The sequence below is a fragment of the Branchiibius hedensis genome, assembly GCF_900108585.1.
Taxonomy (GTDB): Bacteria; Actinomycetota; Actinomycetes; order Actinomycetales; family Dermatophilaceae; genus Branchiibius; species Branchiibius hedensis.
The window spans coordinates 3,393,476-3,416,931 of the sequence record NZ_UESZ01000001.1; the positions used below are offsets into that span (position 1 = coordinate 3,393,476).

At 68.1% G+C, this 23,456-nt stretch carries 23 protein-coding genes and 1 pseudogene; 17 read left to right on the top strand and 7 right to left on the bottom strand.

All coding sequences use genetic code 11. The features are described from left to right. Window positions 1–33 precede the first annotated feature (33 nt). Both DR843_RS16450 and DR843_RS16455 read left to right on the top strand, forming a co-directional pair. A complete protein-coding gene (locus tag DR843_RS16450) occupies window positions 34–1,392 on the top strand; it encodes a toxic anion resistance protein (RefSeq protein ID WP_109687549.1) in 1,359 nt (452 codons plus the stop codon). Beyond that, the gene (locus tag DR843_RS16455; protein WP_109687551.1) at window positions 1,389–2,486 is read left to right on the top strand and encodes a DUF475 domain-containing protein; all 1,098 of its coding nucleotides are present in this window, start codon (window positions 1,389–1,391) and stop codon (window positions 2,484–2,486) included. The genes DR843_RS16450 and DR843_RS16455 overlap by 4 nt, the downstream gene beginning before the upstream one ends. 46 nt (window positions 2,487–2,532) lie before the next feature. On the opposite strand, the gene DR843_RS20165 is transcribed toward DR843_RS16455, so the two are convergent. Next, window positions 2,533–2,832, bottom strand: a complete 300-nt coding sequence (locus DR843_RS20165) for a hypothetical protein (protein ID WP_170119697.1) — start codon at window positions 2,830–2,832, stop codon at window positions 2,533–2,535. Between DR843_RS20165 and DR843_RS16460 the strand changes: the two genes are divergently transcribed. Further along, the gene (locus DR843_RS16460; RefSeq protein ID WP_245934247.1) at window positions 2,795–3,307 is read left to right on the top strand and encodes a phosphorylase family protein; all 513 of its coding nucleotides are present in this window, start codon (window positions 2,795–2,797) and stop codon (window positions 3,305–3,307) included. The two genes, DR843_RS20165 and DR843_RS16460, sit on opposite strands and share 38 nt — an antisense overlap. 6 nt (window positions 3,308–3,313) lie before the next feature. Here DR843_RS16460 and DR843_RS16465 read toward each other — a convergent pair whose 3' ends face one another. Continuing rightward, a complete protein-coding gene (locus DR843_RS16465) occupies window positions 3,314–4,861 on the bottom strand; it encodes an amidohydrolase (RefSeq protein WP_109687555.1) in 1,548 nt (515 codons plus the stop codon). Window positions 4,862–5,014: 153 nt separating this feature from the next. Here DR843_RS16465 and DR843_RS16470 point away from each other — a divergent pair, with 153 nt between their 5' ends. The 4 genes and pseudogenes from DR843_RS16470 (at window position 5,015) to DR843_RS16485 (ending at window position 8,599) form a co-directional block, all read left to right on the top strand. Next, window positions 5,015–5,521, top strand: coding sequence for a hypothetical protein (locus DR843_RS16470; RefSeq protein WP_109687557.1), 507 nt, complete (start codon window positions 5,015–5,017; stop codon window positions 5,519–5,521). Window positions 5,522–5,546: 25 nt separating this feature from the next. After that, the gene (locus DR843_RS16475) at window positions 5,547–6,374 is read left to right on the top strand and encodes a CPBP family intramembrane glutamic endopeptidase (RefSeq protein ID WP_342767191.1); all 828 of its coding nucleotides are present in this window, start codon (window positions 5,547–5,549) and stop codon (window positions 6,372–6,374) included. 213 nt (window positions 6,375–6,587) lie between these two features. Continuing rightward, a pseudogene (locus tag DR843_RS16480) lies at window positions 6,588–7,184 on the top strand (ABC transporter ATP-binding protein); the annotation flags it as partial. Continuing rightward, the gene (locus DR843_RS16485; protein ID WP_109687561.1) at window positions 7,181–8,599 is read left to right on the top strand and encodes a hypothetical protein; all 1,419 of its coding nucleotides are present in this window, start codon (window positions 7,181–7,183) and stop codon (window positions 8,597–8,599) included. The pseudogene DR843_RS16480 and the gene DR843_RS16485, both read left to right, overlap by 4 nt. Here the strand turns inward: DR843_RS16485 and DR843_RS16490 are convergent. Both DR843_RS16490 and DR843_RS16495 read right to left on the bottom strand, forming a co-directional pair. Next, the gene (locus tag DR843_RS16490; RefSeq protein ID WP_109687563.1) at window positions 8,592–9,746 is read right to left on the bottom strand and encodes an anhydro-N-acetylmuramic acid kinase; all 1,155 of its coding nucleotides are present in this window, start codon (window positions 9,744–9,746) and stop codon (window positions 8,592–8,594) included. The genes DR843_RS16485 and DR843_RS16490 overlap by 8 nt on opposite strands. Beyond that, on the bottom strand, window positions 9,743–10,657 hold the full coding sequence (locus DR843_RS16495) for a BadF/BadG/BcrA/BcrD ATPase family protein (RefSeq protein WP_109687565.1): 915 nt from the start codon (window positions 10,655–10,657) through the stop codon (window positions 9,743–9,745). The genes DR843_RS16490 and DR843_RS16495 overlap by 4 nt, the downstream gene beginning before the upstream one ends. Window positions 10,658–10,783: 126 nt before the next feature. Here DR843_RS16495 and DR843_RS16500 point away from each other — a divergent pair, with 126 nt between their 5' ends. The 6 genes from DR843_RS16500 (at window position 10,784) to DR843_RS16525 (ending at window position 16,525) form a co-directional block, all read left to right on the top strand. Next, complete coding sequence (locus tag DR843_RS16500; RefSeq protein ID WP_109687567.1) at window positions 10,784–11,716, top strand: MurR/RpiR family transcriptional regulator; 933 nt, start codon at window positions 10,784–10,786, stop codon at window positions 11,714–11,716. 77 nt (window positions 11,717–11,793) lie between these two features. Continuing rightward, window positions 11,794–12,540: an N-acetylmuramic acid 6-phosphate etherase gene (murQ, locus tag DR843_RS16505; protein WP_245934166.1), complete on the top strand. Its 747-nt coding sequence runs from the start codon at window positions 11,794–11,796 to the stop codon at window positions 12,538–12,540. Window positions 12,541–12,651: 111 nt separating this feature from the next. Beyond that, on the top strand, window positions 12,652–13,071 hold the full coding sequence (locus tag DR843_RS16510; RefSeq protein WP_109687569.1) for a YrdB family protein: 420 nt from the start codon (window positions 12,652–12,654) through the stop codon (window positions 13,069–13,071). A gap of 31 nt (window positions 13,072–13,102) precedes the next feature. Continuing rightward, window positions 13,103–14,629, top strand: a complete 1,527-nt coding sequence (locus DR843_RS16515; RefSeq protein ID WP_109687571.1) for a long-chain-fatty-acid--CoA ligase — start codon at window positions 13,103–13,105, stop codon at window positions 14,627–14,629. A gap of 111 nt (window positions 14,630–14,740) precedes the next feature. Further along, entirely contained in the window at window positions 14,741–15,199 is a 459-nt protein-coding gene (locus DR843_RS16520) for a MarR family winged helix-turn-helix transcriptional regulator (RefSeq protein WP_109687573.1), read from the top strand. 75 nt (window positions 15,200–15,274) lie between these two features. Continuing rightward, window positions 15,275–16,525: an MFS transporter gene (locus DR843_RS16525; protein ID WP_245934167.1), complete on the top strand. Its 1,251-nt coding sequence runs from the start codon at window positions 15,275–15,277 to the stop codon at window positions 16,523–16,525. Between the two features lie 73 nt (window positions 16,526–16,598). Here the strand turns inward: DR843_RS16525 and DR843_RS16530 are convergent, their stop codons facing one another. Continuing rightward, on the bottom strand, window positions 16,599–17,879 hold the full coding sequence (locus DR843_RS16530) for a glycoside hydrolase family 15 protein (protein ID WP_109687574.1): 1,281 nt from the start codon (window positions 17,877–17,879) through the stop codon (window positions 16,599–16,601). A 51-nt stretch (window positions 17,880–17,930) separates the two neighbouring features. Here DR843_RS16530 and DR843_RS16535 point away from each other — a divergent pair, with 51 nt between their 5' ends. Beyond that, a complete protein-coding gene (locus tag DR843_RS16535; RefSeq protein ID WP_109689100.1) occupies window positions 17,931–19,040 on the top strand; it encodes an App1 family protein phosphatidate phosphatase in 1,110 nt (369 codons plus the stop codon). After that, a complete protein-coding gene (locus DR843_RS16540; protein WP_109687576.1) occupies window positions 19,033–19,887 on the top strand; it encodes an Fpg/Nei family DNA glycosylase in 855 nt (284 codons plus the stop codon). The genes DR843_RS16535 and DR843_RS16540 overlap by 8 nt, the downstream gene beginning before the upstream one ends. Here DR843_RS16540 and DR843_RS16545 read toward each other — a convergent pair. Further along, window positions 19,880–20,887, bottom strand: a complete 1,008-nt coding sequence (locus DR843_RS16545; RefSeq protein WP_109687578.1) for an LLM class flavin-dependent oxidoreductase — start codon at window positions 20,885–20,887, stop codon at window positions 19,880–19,882. The two genes, DR843_RS16540 and DR843_RS16545, sit on opposite strands and share 8 nt — an antisense overlap. 36 nt (window positions 20,888–20,923) lie before the next feature. On the opposite strand from DR843_RS16545, the gene DR843_RS16550 reads away from it, so the two are divergent. Together DR843_RS16550 and DR843_RS16555 are read left to right on the top strand one after the other, a co-directional pair. Continuing rightward, the gene (locus DR843_RS16550; protein ID WP_109687579.1) at window positions 20,924–21,691 is read left to right on the top strand and encodes an isocitrate lyase/PEP mutase family protein; all 768 of its coding nucleotides are present in this window, start codon (window positions 20,924–20,926) and stop codon (window positions 21,689–21,691) included. 28 nt (window positions 21,692–21,719) lie between these two features. Then, entirely contained in the window at window positions 21,720–22,883 is a 1,164-nt protein-coding gene (locus tag DR843_RS16555) for an MFS transporter (protein ID WP_170119906.1), read from the top strand. Here the strand turns inward: DR843_RS16555 and DR843_RS16560 are convergent. Beyond that, entirely contained in the window at window positions 22,825–23,409 is a 585-nt protein-coding gene (locus DR843_RS16560; protein WP_109687583.1) for a TetR/AcrR family transcriptional regulator, read from the bottom strand. The two genes, DR843_RS16555 and DR843_RS16560, sit on opposite strands and share 59 nt — an antisense overlap. Window positions 23,410–23,456 lie beyond the last annotated feature (47 nt).

The following is a 23,456-nucleotide window of genomic DNA, read 5'->3' on the forward strand; positions in this document are numbered from 1 at the left end:
GCGCCGACGAGGGCGCACAAGGAGGAACCCCTGATGTCCAGTCTCGATCTTGACGCCCCCACGCCCGAAGAGCCCCAGCAGGCGGCGGCCGCTGAGCCCGCTCCGGCTGCCGCGCCTGCCCCGGCTGCGGCACCGGCCGCCCCGGTGGCGACCGTCGAGCCGACCCCGGCGCCGGTCATCCCCGACGTAGCCCCCGTCACCTCCACCGCGCTGACCCTCGAGCCGCCGGCCGCCGTCGCGGTCGTCAAGGACGAGCAGGCAGTCCAGGCCGTCCCGATCAGCGATGAGGCGCAAGCCAAGATCGACGAGCGCGCCAAGGCGTTCGTGAACGACCTGACCAGCATCGACATGAAGTCGCCAGCGTTCACCGAGAAGGTCAATTCGATCATCCTGATGGGTGATTCGGACATCAAGCGCTCCTCCGAGGTGTCCAACCGGATGCTGCAGCGCCCCGCCGCGAAGATGGACGACAGCAGCCCGCAGGGCAAGGTCGCCAAGACGCTGGTCGACCTGCGCAACACCGTCACCGATCTGGACCCGCACCGCGCCGACCTGACCGGCGTCAAGAAGCTGCTGAAGTGGCTGCCCGGTGGCAACAAGGTCGACCACTACTTCGCCAAGTACCAGTCCGCGCAGTCCCACCTGGACGCGATCATCCGCTCGCTGGCCTCCGGTCAGGACGAGTTGCGCAAGGACAACGCCTCGATCGATGTCGAGCGCACGAACATGTGGAACACCATGCAGAAGCTGGGCGAATACAACCAGCTCGCAACGGCACTCGATGGCGAAGTGCAGCGCAAGGTCGGTGAGTTGCAGGCCGCCGGGCGCACTGATGACGCCAACACGCTGCAGTCCGACGTGCTGTTCGCGGTGCGCCAGCGCCGCCAGGACATCGCCACCCAGATGGCCGTGTCCGTGCAGGGCTACCTGGCGCTGGATCTGGTGCGCAAGAACAACCAGGAACTCATCCGTGGCGTCGACCGTGCGCAGACCACCACCGTGTCGGCGCTGCGTACGGCGGTCATCACCTCCCAGGCCCTGTCGCAGCAGAAGCTGGTGCTTGACCAGATCTCCTCACTGAACGCGACGACCTCCTCGATGATCGAGGCCACGTCCGAGCAGTTGAAGACCCAGGGTGTGCAGATCCAGCAGCAGGCCGCCAGTAGCACGATCGAGGTCGACAAGCTGGAGAAGGCGTTCGACAACGTGTTCCAGGCCATGGACGAGATCGACACCTTCCGGGTGCAGGCCGCGCAGAACATGCAGCAGACCATCGGTGCCCTGCAGACCCAGATCGAGCGGTCCAAGCCGTACATGGAGCGCTCGATGCGCCAGAGCGGGCAGGACCTGCCGTCCTCTTCTGCAGGGGATTCCCCGCAGATCACCTCGTGAAGGCGCTCAAACACTTCCGTATTGACCTGATCATCACCCTCGCGGTGCTGATCATCGCGTTCCTCTACGACTCGTGGGCCGGTGTCTACCTGACCGCGGTGTTGATCCTGGTGGAGATCGTCTTCTCCTTCGACAACGCCGCGGTCAACGCGAAGTACCTGGTGCGGCTGAATCACTTCTGGCGGCGGATGTTCCTGACCGTCGGGATCCTGATTGCCGTGTTCGGAATGCGGCTGATCTTCCCCTTCGTGATCGTCTGCCTGTCCGGCGGCGTCACCCCGGTGGAAGCGGTTCACCTTGCGCTGCAGAAGGGTTCGGTGGATCAGGAGGGGTCGTACGCCGATCTGCTGAACGATGCGCATCCCGCGATCGCCGCCTTCGGTGGGATGTTCCTGCTGCTGCTCTTCCTGGACTTCCTCTTCGACGGTGAGCGGGAGATCACCTGGCTGTCCTGGATCGAGCGGCCGCTACAGAAGCTGGGCCGGCTCTCCACCTTGTCCGTGGCCGTTGCTGGCACGATCCTGCTGCTGGTCGTGCAGTTCCTGGTCCCGGACTCCGAGGACACCACGGTGCTGTTCTCGGGGCTGCTGGGAATCGTGATCTATCTGCTGGTCAACGGGTTGTCCTCGGTCCTGCAGGAGCGGGACGCGGCACGGACCGCCGAGTTGGAGGCAGCGGATCGCTCGGCCGGACACACCGTGCTGCTCGCGGGCAAGGCGGCCTTCTCGATGTTCATGTTCCTGGAGGTGCTGGACGCGACGTTCAGCTTCGACGGTGTCATCGGTGCGTTTGCGGTGACTCCCGATCCGCTGATCATCATGCTCGGCCTGGGTGTCGGTGCGCTCTACGTGCGGTCGATGACCGTCTTTCTGGTCGACAACGGCACGCTGGGTGAGTACAAGTACCTCGAGCACGGCGCGCACTGGGCCATCGGGGCGCTCGCGATCATGCTGCTGCTGTCGATCCATTGGCACCTGGGCGAATTCGTGATCGGCGCGGTAGGCATCTCGTTCATCATCGCCGCCATCGTCAACTCGGTGATCGCCCGGCGGCGTGCCCTGGCGGAGCCGACGGACGCGCACGTGACGATCTAGCGCCGCGTGCGTCACTAGCTCGGAAATCCGCACTATCTCGGAGATTTCAAGCTGAGATTTCCGAGCTAGTGCGGATTTCCGAGTCTTCGCCGGCTACGACTCGGGCCAGGCGAACCGCGAGGACCCCCGACAGCAGCACGGTCGTCGCGCCCATTGCGACCAGGGCCCCGCGGATTCCCAGCAGGTCGCCGAGCAGCGGTCCCAGCGGGAGACCGACCAGGGCAGCAGTTTGGGTGATCCCGTTCATCGCGGCGGAGACCGAGCCGCGGTGCTCGTCGGGGGTGGGGCGTCCGTCGACGGCGATCGCCGTGGAGGAGTTGGCCCGGGTAGGCGTTACCTCCGTCATCCGGGTGGGCAGCAGTGCGGCGCTACAACCCGGTATCGAGTCGGGTGACCTGCTCGTCAGCGAAGGTTCGTTGCGCAACGACGGCACCACCGCGGCGTACGCGCATCCGGGATTCCCCGCGGTGCCCGACCTGGCCATCGCCCTCGACCTGCTCCAGCAGGCTCAGCGGCTGGTGTCGGGGACCTCGACGAACGTGTACTTCGGGATCAACGCGACCGACGACGCGTTCTACGCCGAGGGGCCGGAGTGGATCCGGTCGCTGAGCGAGCTGGGGATCCTCAACGTCGAGATGGAGAGCGCCGCGATGTACGTCGTGGCGCGGCTTCGGGGCCTGCGAGCAGGCATGATCTGTGCATGCTCGAGCAACCTGGTCGACGGCGCGAGTCTCTACGACGAGAAGAACTCGCGGCTGAAGGACGGCTGGATGCGCAGCATCGAGGCAGCCCTGGAAACCTGTGTCGCGCTCGACCTGTGACCGGCGTCAGGCCGACCAGCGCGTGACGCCGCCGACCACGGTGCGTACGGCGCGTGCCTGGCTGATCGCCGACGGTGAGTCCGCGGCAAAGAAGTCGGTGTCCAGCGCCACGAAGTCCGCCAGCTGACCCTCGGTGAGCCGACCCGCGGCGGTGAATCCGCCTGCGGCGAGCCAGGATCCGGTCGTATGAGCGGATATCGCCTGGTCCAAGGTGACGCGTTCTTCGGGGTGCCAGCCGTCGGGGGGTGTGCCGTCGCGGCGCTGGCGGGTGACCGCCGCGTAGAGCGTGGCCATCGGGTCGGGTAGCTCGACCGGCGCATCCGTTCCGAAGGCGACCAGTGCGCCGGCGTCGAGCAACGTGCGGGTGGGGTACTGCAGCACGTCGTGACCGCCGAGCAGATCGTCGGCCAGGTCCATGTCGCTGGTGGCGTGCGTGGGTTGGACCGAGGCGATGACGCCCAGGTCGGCGAATCGAGGTACGTCGCTCGGCCGGAGGTGCTGGGCATGCTCGATCCGCAGTGGGAGGGTCACGCCCATGTGCCGGAGCCGTTCGTAGACGTCGAGCACACGGGTGTTGGCCCGATCGCCGATCGCATGGGTCGTGACCGCGATGCCGGCGGCCGTAGTCCGAGATGTCAACTCCCACAACAGATCTGAGTCCGTGACCTCGATGCCTTGGTTGTCTTCGTCACCATGGAAGCCGTGGTGCATGTCGCAACTGTGCGAACCGAGAGCCCCGTCGCTGAAGATCTTCATCGGCCCGGTGCGCACCCAGTCGTCCCCGTCCCCGGAGCGGCGGCCATCCGCGATCGCGACGTCCAGAGCGGTGACCGGTAGACACTTGACCACGCGAATGTCGAGGGTGCCCGCGGCCGCCATCGCCAGGTAGGCCGCGCGCACGTCTTCACCGTCGATGTCGGTCACCGCGGTCACGCCCAGCGACAGCAGATGCTCCTGCAGCCGCGGCAGCAACACGGCCAGGTCGCCACCGAGGTCCGTGGTCTGCAGGGCCTCCAAGCCCCGCCCGGCGGCTTCCCGGAGGAGCCCCGTGGGCTCGCCGTCCGGCGTACGGTCAATGGCGCCACCTTCGGGGTCGGGAGTGTCACGGGTGATGCCAACCGCTTGCAGCGCAGCGGAATTGGCCCACATGGAATGGCCGTCACGGCTGGAAAGGGCGATCGGATGGTCACCGCTGACAGCGTCGAGGGCCCACCGGTCCGGCCACACGCTCGGGGTCCACAGGTTCATGTCCCACCACCCGCCGAACAACCATTCGCCGGCGGGCCGTGCCGCAGCGTGAGCGGCGATCCGGGCCAGCGCTTCCTCCAACGAACGGGTCGGGCGCAGATCCACATCGGCCATCGACCGGGCCATCCAGCCGGTGTGGATGTGCGCGTCGTGCAGCCCGGGGATCACCAATTCCCCTGGCAGATCAATGGTTTCATCGACGTCACCGGAAGACACGATGCGCTCGCCATCGACCAACAAGCTGGTCACCCAGGGCTGCTGCGGGTCACCGGTCCAGATGCGCGGGTGGCGGTAGAGCGTCGGCACCCGACCACTCTAGATGGGCTGCGCTGAAGGTCCTGGCCCAGGCGCTCCGCCCCTGACCAGGGCTTTCACGCATCCCAAGCGTTAAACAATCTGGCGCGCAGCGCACTAGGAGCGACCGGTAGCGAACTGTCCGATTGCGGATAGCTTGTCGGGATGAGCTGGAACTTCATGGCCGTCTTCGTCGAGGGCACCTCCCCCGAGGAGGCGGCCGCACTGCTCGGCCCGCTGCACCCCACCGGGGAGCACAGCAACCTCGAGATGGCCGAGCTCGATCCCGGCGAGGTCTTCGTCGGCACCAAGGGGGCCTGGACCCAGCTGTGGGGCGGCGCTCTCAGCGTCCCCGACGGGGTGACTCCCCACACTCGCGTGCTGGAAACCGTCTTCGGCAGCACCGCTAGCGTCTGGGGCTTCACCCTGCACGACGGGGAACACGTCCGGCGGTGGATGTCGATCGAGGGTGCGGTCAGCCAGGACGAGGGGACGCCCTTGGCGATCGAGTCGCGCTACCGGATGCCCGACTGGGGAGTCGATGAGGACTTCATCTTCGCCGTGATCCGCGACGTGACGGGGATCGAGTTCGACCCCGGAATGGTGTTGGAGATCTACCGCGAGGGTGCGGAGCACCGCACCCACGGTCGTGGTTGGTTCCGTAGAAGGTGAGTCGACCGCCGTACGCTGATCGATCGTGACGATCCGCGAGCGCCCGGCCGGGGTGGCAGACCTATGGCGTACGCCGATGAGCGTGCCCCCGACGCCCCTCACCAAGCGTCAACTCACCACCGAGACCGTCCTGGTGCTGCTGCTCAGCCTGGGTGCGTCGGCGATCTACAGCCTGCTGTCGATCATCCGCCGCCTGGTCGTCGCGGCGCAGACCAACACCAGCCTGAACCAGCAGAGTTCGTCGCTGAACACCTCGCAGGCCCAACAGCAGTGGCTCGACTTCATCTATCAGGTCGTCGGGATCGCCCTGGCCCTCGTGCCGGCGATCCTGGTGATCCATCTGCTCGGTCGGGAGATGACCAGCGCCACGCGCTACCTGGGCTTCGATCTGACCCGGCCGAAGTTCGACCTGTCGCTGGGCGCGTTGCTGGCCGCGTGCGTCGGGATCCCGGGCCTGGCGCTCTACGTGATCGCCCGCGACCTGGGCTTCAACACCACCGTGGTGGCCTCCGGGCTGGGTGACACCTGGTGGTCCTGGCCGGTGCTGATCGCCTCCGCGGCGCAGAACGCCATCGTCGAAGAAGTCATCATGCTGGGCTATCTGTTCACCCGCTGGACGCAGGCCGGATGGCGACTACCGGCCGTGCTGATCACCTCGGCGGTGGTCCGCGGCAGCTACCACCTCTACCAGGGGTTCGGCGGGTTCCTGGGGAATCTGATCATGGGCCTGATCTTCGGGCTGGTCTATCTGCGGGTACGCCGCGTGCTGCCGATGGTGGTCGCGCACACAATCCTGGATACCGTGGCTTTCGTGGGATACGCATTGCTGCACAACAACGTCGGGTGGCTGTAGATGGCGCGCAAGAAGGGTCCGGCGCAGAAGGGTCCGGCGCAGACGCCGCCCAAGAACGCCGCCGCACCGGCCGCGGGTGAGAAGACCGCGGTTGAGAAGACCGTGCCCGCGCTGCCCGGCGGCACCAACGTCGCCCACCCGCCGACGTTCACCGAGTTCCTCGCCAAGGACGTCACCTGCAAGGTTGGCGACAACGTGATGCTGCCGCCGACCACCATGCGGGTGCGCCCCGGCGAGAACGTCGCCATCCTGGGTGAGAACGGTGCCGGCAAGACGACCTTCCTGCGGGTTTTGAGCGGCAACCTCGAGCCCAGCGGCGGCACCGTCACCCGCGACGGGCAGCCTGTCGACGAGCGCGACCCTGCCACCCGGCGGATCATCTCCAGTCTGATTGGCCCGATCGCCGGTTTCCGCGACATGACGATCGCCGACCATTTGATCCTGGTGGACCAGACGTGGGGCGGCGACCGTGGCGGCGCGGGCGACCGTATCGCCGCCGTGTTGAACCGCCTGGACATCCTGTCCCTGGCCAACCGCTACCTGTCCGAGGTGTCCTCCGGTCAGCGGCAGTTGGCCGAGCTGGCGATGGCGCTGCTGCGACCCAGCGCGCTGTTGGTGCTGGACGAGCCGGAGCAGCGACTGGACGCCGGCCGCCGGGCGATGCTGGCCGAGGTGCTCGATGAGCGCCGCAAACAGGGCTCTTCGATCGTGTGGGTGTGTCACGACCCGGTGATGGCCGAGAGCGTCGCGACCCGCATCGAACACTTCCCGCAGGGCGGGCGGCGCGTGAGCCAGGACGGCTCCGCATGACGCTGAGCGCCGAAGAACTCCGCGAGGACAAACATCGGTTGGCCGACGCCTACGAGTTCCGGCTCAAGGGTGAGGGCAACCCGTTGTCCGGATCCCTCTTCGCCGCCTACGTGCTGGGCTTGGTTGGTGTTATCTACGGGTCGGTGCTGATGCACTACGTCTTCACCCAGTGGCCGCAGACCCTGACCTTCGTGCACCATAACCCGGTCATCGCCACGCTGATCCCGATCGCGGTGATCGCGTTGGCGATCCTGGTCGCATGGCGCGCCGGTCGCACCCGTGGTCCGGCGGTGCCCGAGCCCGGCTTCATCGAGACCATCGTGCGCACCGACCTGCCGCGCTCGATGACCCTGCGCAACTCCTGGCGGGGCAGTGTCATCGTGGTCGCCGCGACCTGCCTCGGCCTCGGCGCGGCCGTCCCGATCGGCATGACCCTGGCCAACGTCACCCCGGCCGTCATCCCGGTCGGCATCGTGCTCGGTGCGATCGCGGCTGCCGGGATCCTGCGGGCCTGGCTGGCCGGTCAGGTGGCCGGGCACGGCCCGGTGGGCACTCGGCGTACGTCGGCGTTGCTGGAGGAGTTGCCCGCGCAGGCGGTGTTGCAGCAGTCGTTGCTGTCCGAGAGCGTCACCATGTCGCTGACCGCCGGTGACTCGCGACGGGCCCGCACCCAGGTCTTCCAACTGCGTCTGAGTCACCGTCCGGAGCGGATCTCGGTCGCCGGACCGCGCGCGACGATCCTGCGCGCGGACCTGGCGGGCCTTCGTCGCACCGGCACCGCCAGCCTGGCGTGGCTGGTCGCGCACCTGGCGGCGATCATCGCCGGCAGTCTCGCGGTGGTGCTGCACGCGCCGTCGCCCCTGGTCATGCCCGTCTTCTATCTGCTGGCGCACCTGTCGGCCACCGGTCTGACCCGCGGCCATCAGGCGCAGGCCGACGGCGCCGGCGTGCCCTCGATCCTGGGCCTGTCCTGGCAGGAGCAGACGATCCTGCACCTGGGTCCGCTGCTGGTGCTGGATCTCGTGGTCTCCCTGGCGACCGGCCTGCTCTCCGGGGCCGCACCGGTGCTCGCGGTCTCCCACGCCCTCGCCCTGACCCTCACGGTGATCGGCGGGCAACTGCTCTCCGCGCACAAGGCCAGCCCACCGTCGGCGCTGATCGGAATGTCGACCGGAGCCGGCGGAGGTGGTGCTGCGTTGTGGATGGCGCACCCGGCCATCGTGGTCGTCATCTCGGCGTTCCTGGCGCACCTTGGCCCGACGATCGCCGTGGCAGCCGGCGCCTTCGTGGTGCTGATCGGCTGGCAGCGAGCGGCCAGCCGCTACGCGCCCGCGCGGTTGAAGGAATCGATCTTCGAGCAGGCCGCGGCACAGGCCCAGGAGCGCGCCGCCGAGAAGGCCAAGAAGGCTAAGTAACCGTCAACCGGGTCGGCGGCTCGGCAGGCTCGGGCAGCCGCAAGGGCTGGTCTCCCGGGCTGATCCGGCCCAGCACCCGGGGCGTGGCCGATCCGGTCATGCCGCTCAACACGCCGGGCACGCCGTACCAGGTGAGGTAGCCAAGCAGCGCCATCAGATAGCCCTCTTTGGTGTCCGGGTCGAGTCCCAGAGCGGCGGTGGTGCTGACCGGCGCACCGAGGTGATGTTCGATCCGGGCCAGCATCGCCGGATTCTGGGCTCCGCCCCCGGAGGCGTACAACTGGCGAATCCCGAACGGCCGCAGCGAATCTGCGACGGTCACCGCGGTGAACTCGGTCAGCGTCGCCACCAGGTCCGCGTCGCTCAGGGGACTCAATCCGGCCAGGTGCGCCGCGACGTACTCACGGTCGAAATGCTCCCGCCCGGTCGACTTGGGCGGCTCGAGGGAGAAGTACGGGTCGTTCAGCAGCCCGGTCAGCGCCAGGATGTCCACGGTCCCGGTCGCGGCCAGGAAGCCGTCGCGGTCGTAGGCCTGCCCGGTGCGTGCTTGCACGGCCAGGTCGATCAGGCAGTTGGCCGGGCCGGTGTCGAACGCCAACACCGAATCACCCTGCAACACGGTCACATTCGCGATGCCCCCCAGGTTGAGCAGGGCCGACCCGGCGGGCAGGGAGCGCAACAGGAGGCCGTCCATGGTGCCGGCCAGCGGCGCTCCCTGCCCACCCGCGGCGATATCGCGGTTGCGCAGATCCGACACGACGGGCAGTCCGGTGGCCTGCACGATGTACGCCGGCTGGCCCAGTTGGATGCACCCCATCGCCACCCCCGTGGGGCGAACCCAGTGGAAGATCGTCTGCCCGTGACTGACGATCAGATCCGCCGCCACCCCGGCGGCCCGCACGGCGAGCGAGATCGCCGCGCCGATCTCCTGGCCGCAGCGGACGTCCAACTCGCACAACTCGCCGGCATCGCAGGATCCTGGCGGCAGGGCCGCGAGCAGACGGTCCCGAATTCCGTCCGACCAGGGGTAGGTGGCCGCGTGGATCGGTCGCAAGGTGATGGCGCCGGTCTCGATACCGGTGAGTTCGGCGACGGCGACGTCGATCCCGTCGATCGAGGTCCCGGAGATACTGCCGGCGATGATCATGCGGCGCTCCTGCAGACGACGGATTCGTGCGGCAGGTCCTGGCGGGTGAGCAGCAGTGCAGCCCCGTCGAGCGCGTCGCCCGCGGGCCTGATCCACTTCACGTCGGGCACCTTCGCGGCCAGGAGGTCAAGGAATCGGCGGCCGAGCCCGCTCAGACCGCCGATCAGCGCGACCTGGTCCGCATCGTCGTACCCGATCGCCTCGCGCACCGTGCCCGCCAACTGGTCCGCCGCCTGCTGGAACAACTGCTCCGCCTGCGCGTCCCCGGCCGCCCAGGCGCGCGCCAGGCCAGGGACCAGGCGACCGCGCTCAGCGGCCGCCGCCGCATCCGTGCGTGCTGCGAGCGCCGGCCAGTCGGGTCCGAGCACGTCGAGCACCACCGCACGTACGCCGACCTGCGCCTGACCGTCGGACATCAGGTCCAGCGCGGCGCGGCCGAGCCATCCGCCACTGCCGCGATCCCCCTGCTCCGGCCCGGCGCCGTCACAGACGTGGACCGCTCCGTTGCGGGTGACCGCGACGGCCGCTGCACCGGTGCCGGCAATCAGGACCACGCCGGGTGCGCCGCCGAGCGCGCCGAGATGAGCGGTGATGGCGTCACTGGTCACGGCGCTGTGTGTGGCACCGGTCGCTGACGGCAGGGCGGCGGCCAACTCGGCGCTGCGTTCCGGGGCAGCGAGGGCGCCGGCAGCACCGACAGTGACTGCTGCGATCGGATCCGCCGGGCGAACCGCCACGATCGCGGCGGTCGCGGCGGCCAGACCGCCGGGGGTGCTCAGCCCGGGCGCACCGGCGGCACTCGGCAGGTCGCGACGGGAGACAGCGCTGCGCGACACCGCGGCGGCCGTCTTCGTCTTGCCCAGATCCACCAGGAGCGCGGGGCTAGTCTGGAACCGGTTCGCCTCAGTCACGCGTCCGAGTATGGCAATTTTTTCCACCCGAGAGCGCGAAACGCCATTTTTTGCCACGGGTGCACTATCGTAGCCGCATCCGGAGCCCACTGCCGGGTAATTCCCGGCGGAGCTGCAAGGAGTGCGATGGCGACTCAGAGTGACACCCAGTCGGATCCGTCCTTCGATGTCCTGGTGCGGTTGCGCTCTGCGCTGCCGTCCCTGCAGCCGGCCGAGCACCGGGTCGCCGAGGTCGTGCTGAACGACCCGGCCGGTGCCGCAGGTCTGTCGATCACCGAGCTGGCACACCAGGCCGGAACCTCCGTGGCCACGGTCGCCCGGTTCAGCCGATCCACCGGATTCGGCGGCTACCCCCAGTTACGGCTCGCTCTCGCGGCCGGTGCTGCCCGGGAGCGGGCGCTGAGTGCCCCCAGTCGCAAACCACCAGAGGACCTGAACGCCGACTCGCCCCTGGCGGACGTGGTCAACACCATCGTCCATCACGAAGTGCGGGCCCTGCAGGAGACCGCTGAGCACCTGGATCTGACGGCGCTGCAGGCCGCGATCGATGCCGTCGCGGCAGCGGGGCGCACCGACGTGATCGGGATGGGCGCCAGCGGCGGGGTTGCTCGCGATCTCGCGGCCAAGTTGCACCGCTCGGGGCGAATCGCGTTCTGCTGGGAGGACTTCCACGGCGCCGCGACCGCTGCCGCGCTGGCCGGAGCAGGCGACGTATTCATCGGGGTGTCGCACTCCGGGGAGACCGTTGACACGATCGAACCGTTGCGGCTGGCCGGCGAACGCGGTGCGACCACCATCGGCATCACCAATTTCCCGAGTAGCTCAGTCGCGACCATGGCGGACATCGTGCTCACGACCGTCGCCCGCGAGACCGTCTTCCGCTCCGGGGCAACCGCTAGTCGCACAGCGCAATTGGCGGTCATTGACCTGCTGTTCGTGGGGGTGGCCCGCACTCAACTGGCTGAGACCACGGACGCCCTGAGCCGCACGTTCGATGCCGTCGACTCCCGCAGGTCGCTCAACCGGCGCGGGCAGCGCCGCCGGACGGCGCCACAGTGACGGGCCCGCCAGCAGACCTCTCCCTGGGTGGTCTGAGCACAGAGCAGGCGAATCCAGCCTCAGCCCAACTGGATTCGATGACCACTCGGCAGATGGTCGATCTGATGAACGCCGAGGATTCCACGGTCGCGGCAGCGGTGCATGCGGTCCTCGACGACGTGGCCCGCGCGGCAGACACGGTTGCCGCTGCGCTGGGTTCCGGCGGCCGACTGGTCTACGCCGGTGCGGGCACCAGTGGCCGGCTCGGGTTGCTCGATGCGGTCGAGTGCCCGCCCACCTTCGACACCGACCCGGAGCAGGTGATCGCACTGCTCGCCGGCGGCCCCGGAGCTTTCAAACAGGCCGTCGAGGGCGCCGAGGACGACGAGTCCGCGGGTGCCCGGGACGTGGACCAGGAGGAGCTTGGCGGGCACGACGTGTTGGTGGGGTTGGCGGCCAGCGGGCGCACGCCGTACGTCATCGGGGCTTTGCGCCGGGCCCGCGAGCGGGGCAGCGCCACGGTGTCGGTGGCGTGCAACCGGGGTGCGGCGATCAGTCACTTCGCCGACGTCGCGATCGAGGTCGAGACTGGACCGGAGGTGCTCACCGGATCCACCCGGTTGAAGGCCGGCACCGCGCAGAAGATGGTCTGCAACATGCTCTCGACGGTCGCCATGGTCAGGATCGGCAAGACCTACCGCAATCTGATGGTCGACATGCGCGCCAGCAACGCCAAGCTGGCCGATCGGGCGGAGCGGATCGTGGCCCAGGTCAGTGGCGTGGACCCGGCCACCGCGCACGCGGCGATTGATGCGGCCGGGGGAGCGCCAAGGTCGCCATCGTGATGCTGCGCGGCGGCCTGGGGGTGCACGAGGCGATGACGCGACTGGAGGCCGCGGAAGGTATCGTCGCAGCCGCGATCGATTGATCTTTCAACCCTTGGAGTTCTGCCTGTGATGACCGACGTACCGGCAACCCGTCGCGCTGCGCGGGAGGCCCGTACCGAAGCGTCACAACCGGCGCCGCCGCGGCCGGTCTCGGGCTGGGACGTGGGGTATTTCCTGGTCGAGATGGGTGTCTACAGCGGGGTCAGTGTCGCAGCGTTGCGCCTGGTCAACGGGGCCTGGAGCGATCTGAGCCTCTGGGGTCTGCTCGCCGCCGCGGGCGTGATCGCGGTGATGGCCGTGGTGTGGGGCCTGTGGGCGGCGGCGCACGCGGCGCATCGACTGCCGGGCCGGTGGGGTCTGGTGCTGGAATACGGCTGGATGATCGTCGGGGTCGCCGGCTGGTTGGTCGCCGGCCTGCCCGCGGTCGGAATCCCGTTGGCCGGCGCCGTGGCGGCCCTGCTCGTGCGGCGGTTGTACCAGCCCGTGTGACGCGGACAACACTTGCCGGTTACCGTGGAGTATGACCAACCTCGCCGCGAATCTGCACACTTCCGCCGCCGCGTACCCAGACAACGTCGCCATCAAGTTGGACGACTTCGAGTTGACGTACGCCGCTCTCCAGGACGCCGCTGGACGACTGGCCAGCTACCTGGAGTCCGAAGGAGTCAAACCGGGTGACCGGATCGCGCTGTCGCAGCCGAATCTGCCGACCTTCCCGGTGATCTTCTACGGCGCGCTGCAGGCTGGCGCGATCGTCGTACCGATGAACCCGTTGTTCAAGCCGCGCGAAGTCGAGTACTACCTCTCCGACGCGGGCGTTTCGCTGCTGTTCGGGATGGCGGGGGATGCTGCAACCGGCGCCGAGCAGGCCGGGGTGAAGTTCTTCGAAACCGACCCGGCCTCGCTGCTGGCGCTGCTGCCCCAGCACGAGCCGAAGACCGACGTCGTCGAGCGCGCCGACGACGACACGGCGGTCATCCTCTACACCTCCGGCACCACGGGCCGGCCCAAGGGCGCGGAGCTGACCCACTCCAACCTGAACACCAACCAGGAGGTCGTCGCCCGCACCCTGATCCAGATCTCCTCCGACGACGTGCTGTTCGGCTGTCTGCCGCTCTTCCACGTCTTCGGGCTGACCTGCTCGATGAACACCGCCATCGCCAAGGGCGCGACCCTCACGCTGATCCCGCGCTTCGAGCCGGTCAAGGCGCTGCAGATTCTCGAGCGCGACAAGGCGACGGTCTTCGCGGGGGTACCCACGATGTACAACGCCATGCTGATGGCCGGTGCGTCGCTGCCGGATGTGGACGTTTCCTCGCTGCGCACCTGCTGCTCGGGTGGTTCGTCGATGCCGGTGGAGGTCATGCGCAAGTTCGAGGAGCGCTTCGGCACCAAGATCCTGGAGGGCTACGGCCTGTCGGAGACTTCGCCGGTCGCCTCCTTCAACCACCCGAACGCCGAGCGCAAGCCCGGCTCCATCGGCACGCCGATCGAGGACGTCGAGATGCGTCTGGCCAATTCCGACGGCTCGGACACCCCTGCCGGTGAGATCGGTGAGATCGCGATCAAGGGCCACAACATCATGAAGGGCTACTGGAACCGTCCCGACGCGACTGCCGAGGCGATCCGCGACGGCTGGTTCTTCAGTGGCGACCTGGCCAACAAGGACGAGGACGGCTACTACTACATCGTCGACCGGGCCAAGGACATGATCATCCGCGGTGGCTACAACGTGTACCCGCGAGAGATCGAGGAGGTCATCTACGAGCACCCGCAGGTGGCCGAGGCGGCCGTGATCGGTATCGCCCACGAGCACTACGGGGAGGAAGTGGCGGCGTACGTCGTGCCGACCGAGGGTGCCGACCTGGACGTGGACACGCTGCGCGAGTGGATCAAGGAGCGGGTCGCGGCCTACAAGTACCCGCGGGTGATCGAGTTCATCGGTGAGCTGCCCAAGGGTGCCACCGGCAAGATCCTCAAGCGCGAACTGCGCACGTTGGCCGAAGATTCGGCGCAAACGGAGACGAACCAGAGCGCGGGCGTGTAAAACATTACCCACAGGGTTTTCATGCCCGTCCTGAACACCAGGCGCCCCGGCCAATGGCGGCCGGGGCGCCTGGTGTTGACGAAACATAGTGTATCTATTTAACATGGTCCTATGAACGCTCCCGCTGCCGTCGTGATCGACCCCGAGGTGGCCGACACCGGCTCCCGGCTGCTGTCCGCCGTCGCGCGACTGAACCGTTGGGCGACTCGTCAGGCGGAGTTCGACACACCGCCGGCACAAGCCCGGCTGCTCGCGCTGATCAGCGAGGTGGGTCCGGCGCGGATCGGGGAGTTGGCCGTGGCCGACCATTCGAGTCAGCCGACGATGACCATCCAGGTGCAGCGGCTCGAGGCGGCCGGCTTCGTGCAACGGCGTTCGGATCCCTCCGACGCCCGGGTTGCCCTGATCGAGATCACCCCCGAGGGCAGTGCCGCCCTCGATGAGGTACGCCGAGCCCGTCGAGTCGCGCTCGCACCGGCCCTCGCGTCGCTGACGACGGACGAAATCGCGGCGATCCAGACTGCTATCGGCGCGATCGACCGGATGGTCTCCGCGGTCGACGACGACTAGCACCCCGCAGTTTTTCCACGTTCCCGACGAGCGTGGTGAAGTCCGCCCACATATATAGATACACAAAGGAACAAAATGGAACACGCACCCTCGTCGCAGGTGTCGATGTGGAAACAGCCCAAAGCCGTGTGGGCCGTGGCGTTCGCCTCGGTCATCGCCTTCATGGGCATCGGCCTCGTCGACCCGATCCTGGCCCCGATCGCCGAACAACTGCACGCCAGCCCGTCGCAGGTATCGCTGCTGTTCACCAGCTACCTGGTCGTGATGGCCTTCGCGATGCTGATCACCGGCGCGGTCTCCAGCCGGATCGGCGCCAAGAAGACCCTGCTGGTCGGTCTGGGCATCATCGTCGTGGGTTCGGCGCTGGCCGGATCCTCCAGCACGATCAACCAGATCATCGGATGGCGTGCCGTCTGGGGTCTGGGCAACGCGCTGTTCGTGGCCACCGCGCTCGCGGCCATCGTGGGCGCTGCCCGGGGCTCGGTCGCCCAGGCGATCCTGCTGTACGAAGCCGCCCTGGGTCTGGGGATCGCGGCCGGTCCGCTGATCGGTGGCCTGCTGGGTGAGATCTCCTGGCGCGGACCGTTCTTCGGCGTTTCCGTGCTCATGGTCATCGCCATGCTGGTGACCGCCTTCCTGCTGCCCACGACGCCCAAGCCCGATCACCACACCTCCGTCCTCGAGCCGCTGCGGGCGCTGCGGCATGGTGCGCTGCGCACGGTCGGCATCACCGCGCTGCTGTACAACTTCGGCTTCTTCACCTTGCTGGCGTGGACCCCGTTCACCCTGAACATGACCGCCATCCAGGTCGGCTTCATCTTCTTCGGCTGGGGCATCATGCTGGCGATCAGTTCGGTGTTCGTGGCGCCGAAACTGCAGGCTCGCTTCGGCACGATGAACTCCGTCACCGGCGCCCTCTTCTGCTTCGCGCTGATCCTGGCGGTGATGGCGTTGGCGACCTCATCGAAGCCGGTGGTCATCATCTGCGTGGTGGTCGCCGGAATCTTCCTCGGTATCAACAACACCCTGGTCACCGAGACCGTGATGAAGGCGGCTCCGGTGGAGCGGCCCGTAGCGTCTGCCGCCTACAGCTTCGTGCGGTTCCTCGGTGGCTCCATCGCGCCGTACCTGGCGGGCAAACTGGGCGAGAAGATCAACCCGCACGCCCCGTTCTGGCTGGGTGCCGTGATGGTGCTGCTGGCCATGGGGGTGCTGATTGCCTGGCGGCCGCTGTTCGCACACATCGACGAGGAGCCGCGCCACGGCGCTCTCGAGCGGGACTCCATCGAGGAAGCCGAGCTGCTGACCACGGCCGACGAGATGTGAGACCCCTGCCCCCCCAGTTTTGATGCGCTAGCGACCTGAGGTCTGCGATCTCACGTCGCTAGCGCATCAAAAGTCAGGGGGTCAGGCGGGGGATGGTCAGCAGCACCAGCGAGGCCGTCCAGGACAGCGGGGCCACCGCGGCCGGCGCCCCCGAGGCAAGGACCTTCTCGGGCAGCGAGCCGGCCGCCGTCCGGTGATTCTCGAGCCAATGCAGCAAGTACGTCGCGTTGTCGCCTGCACCCGTACCCGCGAAGGCCGACGCCACCAGAGCCGTCTCCGGGGTCCAGCTGATCCCGTCGTCGCGCCAGCCGGACCCCGGCGCCAGACCGCCGGCGCTGCGGGTGATCCGAGGCTTCAAGCACACCAGCGCCTCGAGTGCCCCGGGGGCCGGCTCCTGGCGGAACGGCGGCATCGTGAAAACAATCGAGACGTCGGGGTCATCGCCATCGGCATGCCGGGGGAAAGCGGCGAAGTGCTGCTCGCGCAACGCGTCCAACTCTCGCAGTGCGGCCGTCGCCGGTGCCGGATCGTCGTCCAGGATCGGCAACAGGTGCGTGGCTGCTTCCAGACCCGCGGCCAGCATCGCCACCGTGCCCAGCGTGACGATCCGCTCGCTGATCTCCCAGTAGTCCGGACCCGCGGGTGGCAACTGCCGGCCGTTGTCCGTCACCTCCAGGATGAGGGCGGTGCTACGACGCACCAGGTCAGCCAACGACGCCACCGCCTGGTCCGCGCCGGAGGTGAGCACTCGGCGTACCTGATCGGTCGCCCACAGCGCCCAACCCACCCCGTCCAACTGGCGGGTCCGGTCGTCGGGTGACTTCCCGGTGAGCGGGTCGTAGCGAGCCTGGAACCAGCCGTCAGCTCGCTGAACCTGCTGCAAATAGGACAGATTCGCCAGCGCCCCCGCGGGCTGGCCGATCACGGCCAGGGCCGCGGCCGCCGTACTCGCATCACGGGGCCACACGTAACGCCACCGCTTCGACCAACCCGCGGCGGTCGCCGGCAATCCCAGGCTCAGCACCCGCAGATCCAGCATGGCGCTGTCAGCCAGCACACTGAACGGGCCCTGCCGCAGCCAGGCCGGCGCCGCTGCGCGCCACTCCTGCTCCCCGGCGAGCAACTCCTCCCGGGAGGTGGCATCGGTCAGGACGCGGGAGGAGGGTACGACGTCCCTCGGGTCCTGCACGAACACCCGGTGACCAGGGCGCTGCCAGGCGATCGTCTGCGACAGCAGCGAGATCGGTCCGGGGTGCTCGGTCAGCCACCACTGCGTTGCGCCCAGGATGCCGGCGACTCCGGCTGCACCCGCGAGCACACCCCGCCGGCTCAGACCAGCCTGCGGGTCGCTCACCACCGCGTCAGGATAGATGTGCCGGGGCAGGTCGACGCATAGGCTGTGCCCATGTCCGAGAGGCATCTAGCTGCACGCGCCGAAGACGCGCTGAACGACTGGCTCGCGGGGCGCCTGGCCGGTCGGGGCTGGACGACGCGGGTTCTGGGGTACGTCGGGTACGGCAGCCCGCGGTTCGCGCGCGTCTTCGGGCGCGTGGTGTTGAGTCGCCCGGGAGACCCCAACCAGGACTGGGAGCAGGAGCACCCCGATGGTCGACGCGGGTACTGGGCCTACTTCACGGCGCCGCTGACCGAGATCGACGTCACCATCACGGTCGGCGACGCCGAAGTGACCACGGTGACCGACCGCGGCGGCTACTTCGATCTGGTCGTCGAAGGGCACGGTCTGCCCGACGGCTGGCAGCAGGCGACGATCACGGCGGACGGGGTCGTGCAGCAGGTGAAGCTGCAGATCATCGGCGACGACGTGCGCTTCGGGATCGTCAGCGACATCGACGACACCTGCCTGGTCACCTCACTGCCGCGGCCGATGATCGCGGCCTGGAACTCGTTCGTGTTGGTCGAGACCGCCCGTCGCGCAGTGCCGGGAATGGCTGCGCTCTACCGGGCGCTGCGGGCCCGCGAACCCGACGCCCCGGTGATCTATCTGTCCACCGGAGCGTGGAACAACGAACCCATCTTGCGACGGTTCCTGCGCCGGCACGGGTTTCCCTCCGGCCCGATGCTGCTCACCGACTGGGGACCCACCGAGGATTCGTGGTTCCGCAGCGGGCAGGGTCACAAACGGGGTGCGCTGCGTCGGTTGGCCAGCGAATTCCCCCAGGTGTCATGGCTACTCGTCGGCGACGACGGCCAGCACGACCCGAAGATCTACGAGGAGTTCACCCTCGAGCAGCCCGACCATGTCGCTGGCATCGCGATCCGCAAACTGACCGCGACCCAGAAGGTGCTCTCCCACGGGCACCCGCTGACCCACGACGATGTGACCGGTCGCCCGGTGCGGGTGATGGTCTTCGAAGGACCGGATGGTTACGCGTTGCACCGGCAGTTGCGCGGTGCGTTCCAGTTCGCCCGCGCAGCGACGCGGCGGCAGTGGGAGCAAGTGACGCCTCGGATCGATGCGACGACGCTGTCGTCGGCCGGGGAGCGGGATGCCTGAGCTGCCGGAGGTGCAGGGCCTGGTCGACTTCCTGTCCTCGCGGATCGTGGATCACGCGGTTGCCGGGGTCGAACTGGGTTCGTTCAGTGTGTTGAAGACGTATGACCCGCCGGTGACGGCCCTCTCCGGCCTGATGGTGACGTCCGTTGCCCGGCACGGGAAGTTCATCGACATCGACGTGGACGGCATCCACTTCGTCTTCCACCTGTCCCGGGCCGGGTGGCTTCGCTGGTCGGAGTCGTTGTCGAATACCGTTCTGCGGCCAGGGAAGTCGCCGATCGCGGTGCGGATGCGCTTCGATGACGGATCCGGGTTCGACCTGACCGAGGCCGGGACCCAGAAGCGACTGGCGGCGTACGTCGTGCGAGCACCTTCCGAGGTCCCGGGAATTGCGTCGTTGGGACCTGAGCCGCTGTCCCTCACCGAACCGGACTTCGCCGCGCTCCTGGCCGGTCGGCGTACGCAGATCAAGGGGTTGTTGCGCGACCAGTCGGTGATCGCCGGCGTCGGGAACGCCTACTCCGATGAGGTGCTGCACACGGCCAAACTGTCGCCGTACGCCGTGGCGGGATCGCTGACGGAGGAAGAGGTGTCACGGCTCTACCTGGCGCTGCGAGCCACGCTGGAGACGGCGATCGCCGCCTCCGAAGGCAAGCCGGCCAAGGATCTGAAGGACGCGAAACGGGCCGGGATGCAGGTGCACGGTCGCACTGGCGAGATCTGCCCGGTGTGCGGGGACACGGTGCGCGAGGTGTCGTTCGCGGACCGGTCGATGCAGTACTGCCCGACCTGTCAGACCGGCGGCAAGATCCTCGCCGACCGGCGAATGTCCCGGCTGCTCAAGTAGCTGGCGACCAGCCCAGCGCCGGCCCGAGGTGCTGGGCCATGTCGGTCAGGATCTGCACGTAGTCCTCGTGCTGCAAGCTGAACGGCAGCGCGAAGACCACCTCGTCGACTTCCTGATAGCCCGCGTGCGCCGAAAGCTGCTCTGCGAGTTGGGCGCTCGTGCCGATCAGGTCGGGGGAGAAGAGCATGCCCGGCCCCTGGAGTTCGCGCGTGCGCGGCAGCCGAGCCTCGACGTACGCCGAGTACTTGGCTTTCTGCTCCGGGCTCGCCGAGTCCGTCGGGATGACCACCAACCCTTGGGACACACGAGCTTTCGAGCCGAGCGGGTGCGCCGCACGGTAGGCGCGGATCTGCTCCTGTTGGATGCGCGCGAAATCCAGCCCGTCCTCCGGTTCGGGTTTGAGCACACTGCTGGTCAGGAAGTTCAGCCCTTCGCGGCCGGCCCAGACCGCCGAGCGCAGACTCGCCCCGCCGTACCAGACCCGGTCGGCTAGACCCGGCGAGTGCGGCTGGACGATGGAAGAGAACACCTCGATGCCGCGGGTGCCTTCGAAGCTGGAGGCCCGCTCACCGCGCAGGAAGCGCACCAGGCGCAGAACCCGCTCGTAGGTGAAGTCCTCGACGTCGGCGGTGTCGGGATAGAGCGCATCGCGCAGCGAGTCGAAGTTCATCGGCGGCCCGACACTCACGCCGGGGTTGATCCGCCCGCCGGCCAGGATGTCGACGGTCGCCAAGTCCTCGGCCAGACGCAGCGGGTTCTCCCAGCCCAACGGCGTCACCGCCGTGCCCAATGCGATCCGCGACGTGCGCTGGGAGGCCGCCGCCAGGATCGCGATGGGCGAGGAGACGCCGTGCTGCAAGTGCCGGTGCCGCAACCAGGCGCTGTCGAAGCCGAGTTGCTCGCCGAGTTCGATCACCTGCAGCAACGACTCGTGCCCCGGCGCCGGATCGGAGGGGTCGAAGAGGCCGATCGTGAGGAAGCCCAGCCGCCGAAGGGTCATAGCGCGATCGTAGACGGGTGCTTACAGTCCAGGGATATGAGCACCGCGGACCGCGCCCTCACCCTCAAGGCGCTGCACGAAGCCCCCGAGATCCTGCAGGTCGTCAACGTCTGGGACGCCATCAGCGCCAAGACCATCGCTGACCTGCCCGGCACCAAAGCCATTGCCACCGCTGGGCATTCGATCGCCGCCTCCCTTGGGTACGACGATGGCGGGATGCCGCTGGACGTCGCCCTGGCGGGCGCGAAGGTCGTGGTCGATGCCGTGGATCTGCCGGTGTCTGCGGATCTGGACGACGGGTACGACGACCCGGGCGAGACGGTCCGCCGCGCGATCGGGCTGGGGATCGTGGGCGCGAACGTCGAGGACCGCAACCGGCCCTTCGACGAGGCCGTCGCGCGGGTGGCTGCGATCACGAAGGCCGCTCTGGCAGAGGGGGTGCAGTTCCAGTTGAACGCGCGCACCGACGCGATGCGCAACGACACGTTGTCTCGGGAGGACCGGATCGAGGAAGCAATCAGGCGCGGCCGGGCGTTCATCGACGCGGGCGCTCCCGTGGTCTTCGTGCCGGGTGCCGTGGGCGCCGGTGACGTGCGGCGACTGGTCGAGGGTCTCGGGCCGGGCCGGCTCACGGTCATCGGTCTGCCCGGTGCGTTGCCTGCCGAGGAATACGAAGCGCTCGGTGTCGCGCGCATCTCCTACGGACCGTTGACCCAGCGCGTCGCGCTGCGGGCGCTGCGCGACCTCGGCGAGTCGCTCTACGACGGTGGGGTCATCCCGACCGACACCCCCGCCCTGAACTGAATCCATAGCCTCCGTATGGTGGGGCGGCGTGAAGACTCCCTGGTTGCGCGCTGCCCTCGCGCTGTTCGCGGTCGGCTGGGGAGCCAACCAGTTCGCCGCGATGCTGCCGGTCTACAAAGCGCACGATCACGCCTCGTCCGCTGCGGTCACCCTGCTCTTCGGTGCCTACGCCATCGGGATCATCCCCGCGCTGCTGATCGTCTCGCCGATCTCGGACCGGATCGGGCGGCGCCGGGTGCTGCGACCGGTGTTGCTGCTGTCCATCGTCGCGACCTGCGTGCTGATCGCCGGCGGCAGCCACCTGTGGTTGCTGCTGCTCGGCCGGTTGCTGGCCGGGATCGCCTCCGGCGCGGCGTTCGCGCCGGGTACGGCCTGGGTGAAGGAACTGTCCGCCGGAGCAGCCGGGACCGGTGCCCGGCGCGCCACCATCGCGTTGTCGTCCGGTTTTGCCAGCGGACCGTTGGTGGCCGGGGTCCTCGCGCAATGGGCGCCCTGGCCGACCGTGCTGCCCTACCTGCCACACCTGGTCCTGGCTGCCGTCATCACGGCGATCGCGTGGAACACGCCCGAGCCCGCGCGAGCTGTGGTCACCGAGCGCGAGCAGGAGAGTGAGGTCGCCGAGGCCCTGCGTCAGCCGACCTTCATCCGTCGCGTACTGCCCACTGCACCATGGGTTTTCGGTTGTGCATCCGTCAGCTTTGCGACGCTTCCGGTGCTGACCCACATCCCCGGTCCTTCGATCGCAGTCGGCGGTGCGCTCGCGGCGCTTACGCTCTACTCAGGGGTGCTGTTGCAACCGTTCGGTCGGCGTCTGGGCAGCGCGTCCAAGATGCTGATCGCGGGGGCGCTCGCCGGGACCGCCGGTCTGCTGATCGCTGCGGTCATGGCGATGACGGGCGCGTGGTGGCTGGTGGTGCCGGCCGCGATCGGGCTTGGCGCGGCGTACGGGCTGATCCTCGTCGGTGGCCTGACCGGGGTGGAGTCGGTCGCCCAACCGGGCGACCTGGGCACCCTCAACGCGATCTTCTACAGCCTGACGTACGTCGGGTTCGCCGTTCCGTACCTCATCACCCTGGCGCTGGAGCACGTCTCCGGCACTGCGGTGATGCTCTTCGGAGCGGTGCTGCTGGCCCTCACGATCCCCGTCGTGCTGCTCCCCGATCGGCGATCGACTGCAGTTCGGTCCGGATGAGATACCGAGCTTGATCGGCGATCGTCTCGTCGTGCAGCAACTGCAGGGCCAGACCGTCGGTCAGGGCTAGCAGGCGCCTTCCGTCCGTCTCGGTCGCGGCTGGGTCGAGCCACTGGGCGACGGCCGAGGTCAACTCCAGCAATGCTTGATGGGTCTGGTCGCGCAAACGGCGTACCCCTGGATACGCAGGGGCCTCGGCGATAAGTGCCAGATTGACCTCGAACTCAGCTCGGACATCATCGGTTATCGGCAGCAACTGATCGATGATCGTGCAGGCGACTTCCAGCGGATCGCCTTCGCGAGGCACGGCTTGAATCCGCTCGGTAGCGTGCCGAAGCATCAATTCTGCGGAGAATTCGAGCAGTTCGGTCTGCGTGGGAAACAGGTGCCGCAGTGACCCGACCGCGATCCCCGCCCGACTCGCGACCGATCGCACGGACACTGCGCTGATGCCGTCCTCGCGAATGATCGCCCACACCACCTCTGCCAATCGAGCCCGGCGGGCGTCGCGAGATAGTTGCGCCATGGCCACAGTCTAGTACAGTCGTATTAGTACGACCGTACTAACACGAA

Coding starts and splice junctions, on each gene's coding strand:
- DR843_RS16490 (WP_109687563.1), bottom strand. CDS start 9,746: ATGATCATCGCCGGCAGTATCTCCGGGACCTCGATCGACGGGATCGAC.
- DR843_RS16535 (WP_109689100.1), top strand. CDS start 17,931: ATGTCCGAGAGGCATCTAGCTGCACGCGCCGAAGACGCGCTGAACGAC.
- DR843_RS16485 (WP_109687561.1), top strand. CDS start 7,181: ATGACGCTGAGCGCCGAAGAACTCCGCGAGGACAAACATCGGTTGGCC.
- DR843_RS16520 (WP_109687573.1), top strand. CDS start 14,741: ATGAACGCTCCCGCTGCCGTCGTGATCGACCCCGAGGTGGCCGACACC.
- DR843_RS16525 (WP_245934167.1), top strand. CDS start 15,275: ATGGAACACGCACCCTCGTCGCAGGTGTCGATGTGGAAACAGCCCAAA.
- DR843_RS16515 (WP_109687571.1), top strand. CDS start 13,103: ATGACCAACCTCGCCGCGAATCTGCACACTTCCGCCGCCGCGTACCCA.
- murQ (WP_245934166.1), top strand. CDS start 11,794: ATGACCACTCGGCAGATGGTCGATCTGATGAACGCCGAGGATTCCACG.
- DR843_RS16560 (WP_109687583.1), bottom strand. CDS start 23,409: ATGGCGCAACTATCTCGCGACGCCCGCCGGGCTCGATTGGCAGAGGTG.
- DR843_RS16550 (WP_109687579.1), top strand. CDS start 20,924: ATGAGCACCGCGGACCGCGCCCTCACCCTCAAGGCGCTGCACGAAGCC.
- DR843_RS16510 (WP_109687569.1), top strand. CDS start 12,652: ATGACCGACGTACCGGCAACCCGTCGCGCTGCGCGGGAGGCCCGTACC.
- DR843_RS16500 (WP_109687567.1), top strand. CDS start 10,784: ATGGCGACTCAGAGTGACACCCAGTCGGATCCGTCCTTCGATGTCCTG.
- DR843_RS16540 (WP_109687576.1), top strand. CDS start 19,033: ATGCCTGAGCTGCCGGAGGTGCAGGGCCTGGTCGACTTCCTGTCCTCG.
- DR843_RS20165 (WP_170119697.1), bottom strand. CDS start 2,832: ATGACGGAGGTAACGCCTACCCGGGCCAACTCCTCCACGGCGATCGCC.
- DR843_RS16545 (WP_109687578.1), bottom strand. CDS start 20,887: ATGACCCTTCGGCGGCTGGGCTTCCTCACGATCGGCCTCTTCGACCCC.
- DR843_RS16450 (WP_109687549.1), top strand. CDS start 34: ATGTCCAGTCTCGATCTTGACGCCCCCACGCCCGAAGAGCCCCAGCAG.
- DR843_RS16470 (WP_109687557.1), top strand. CDS start 5,015: ATGAGCTGGAACTTCATGGCCGTCTTCGTCGAGGGCACCTCCCCCGAG.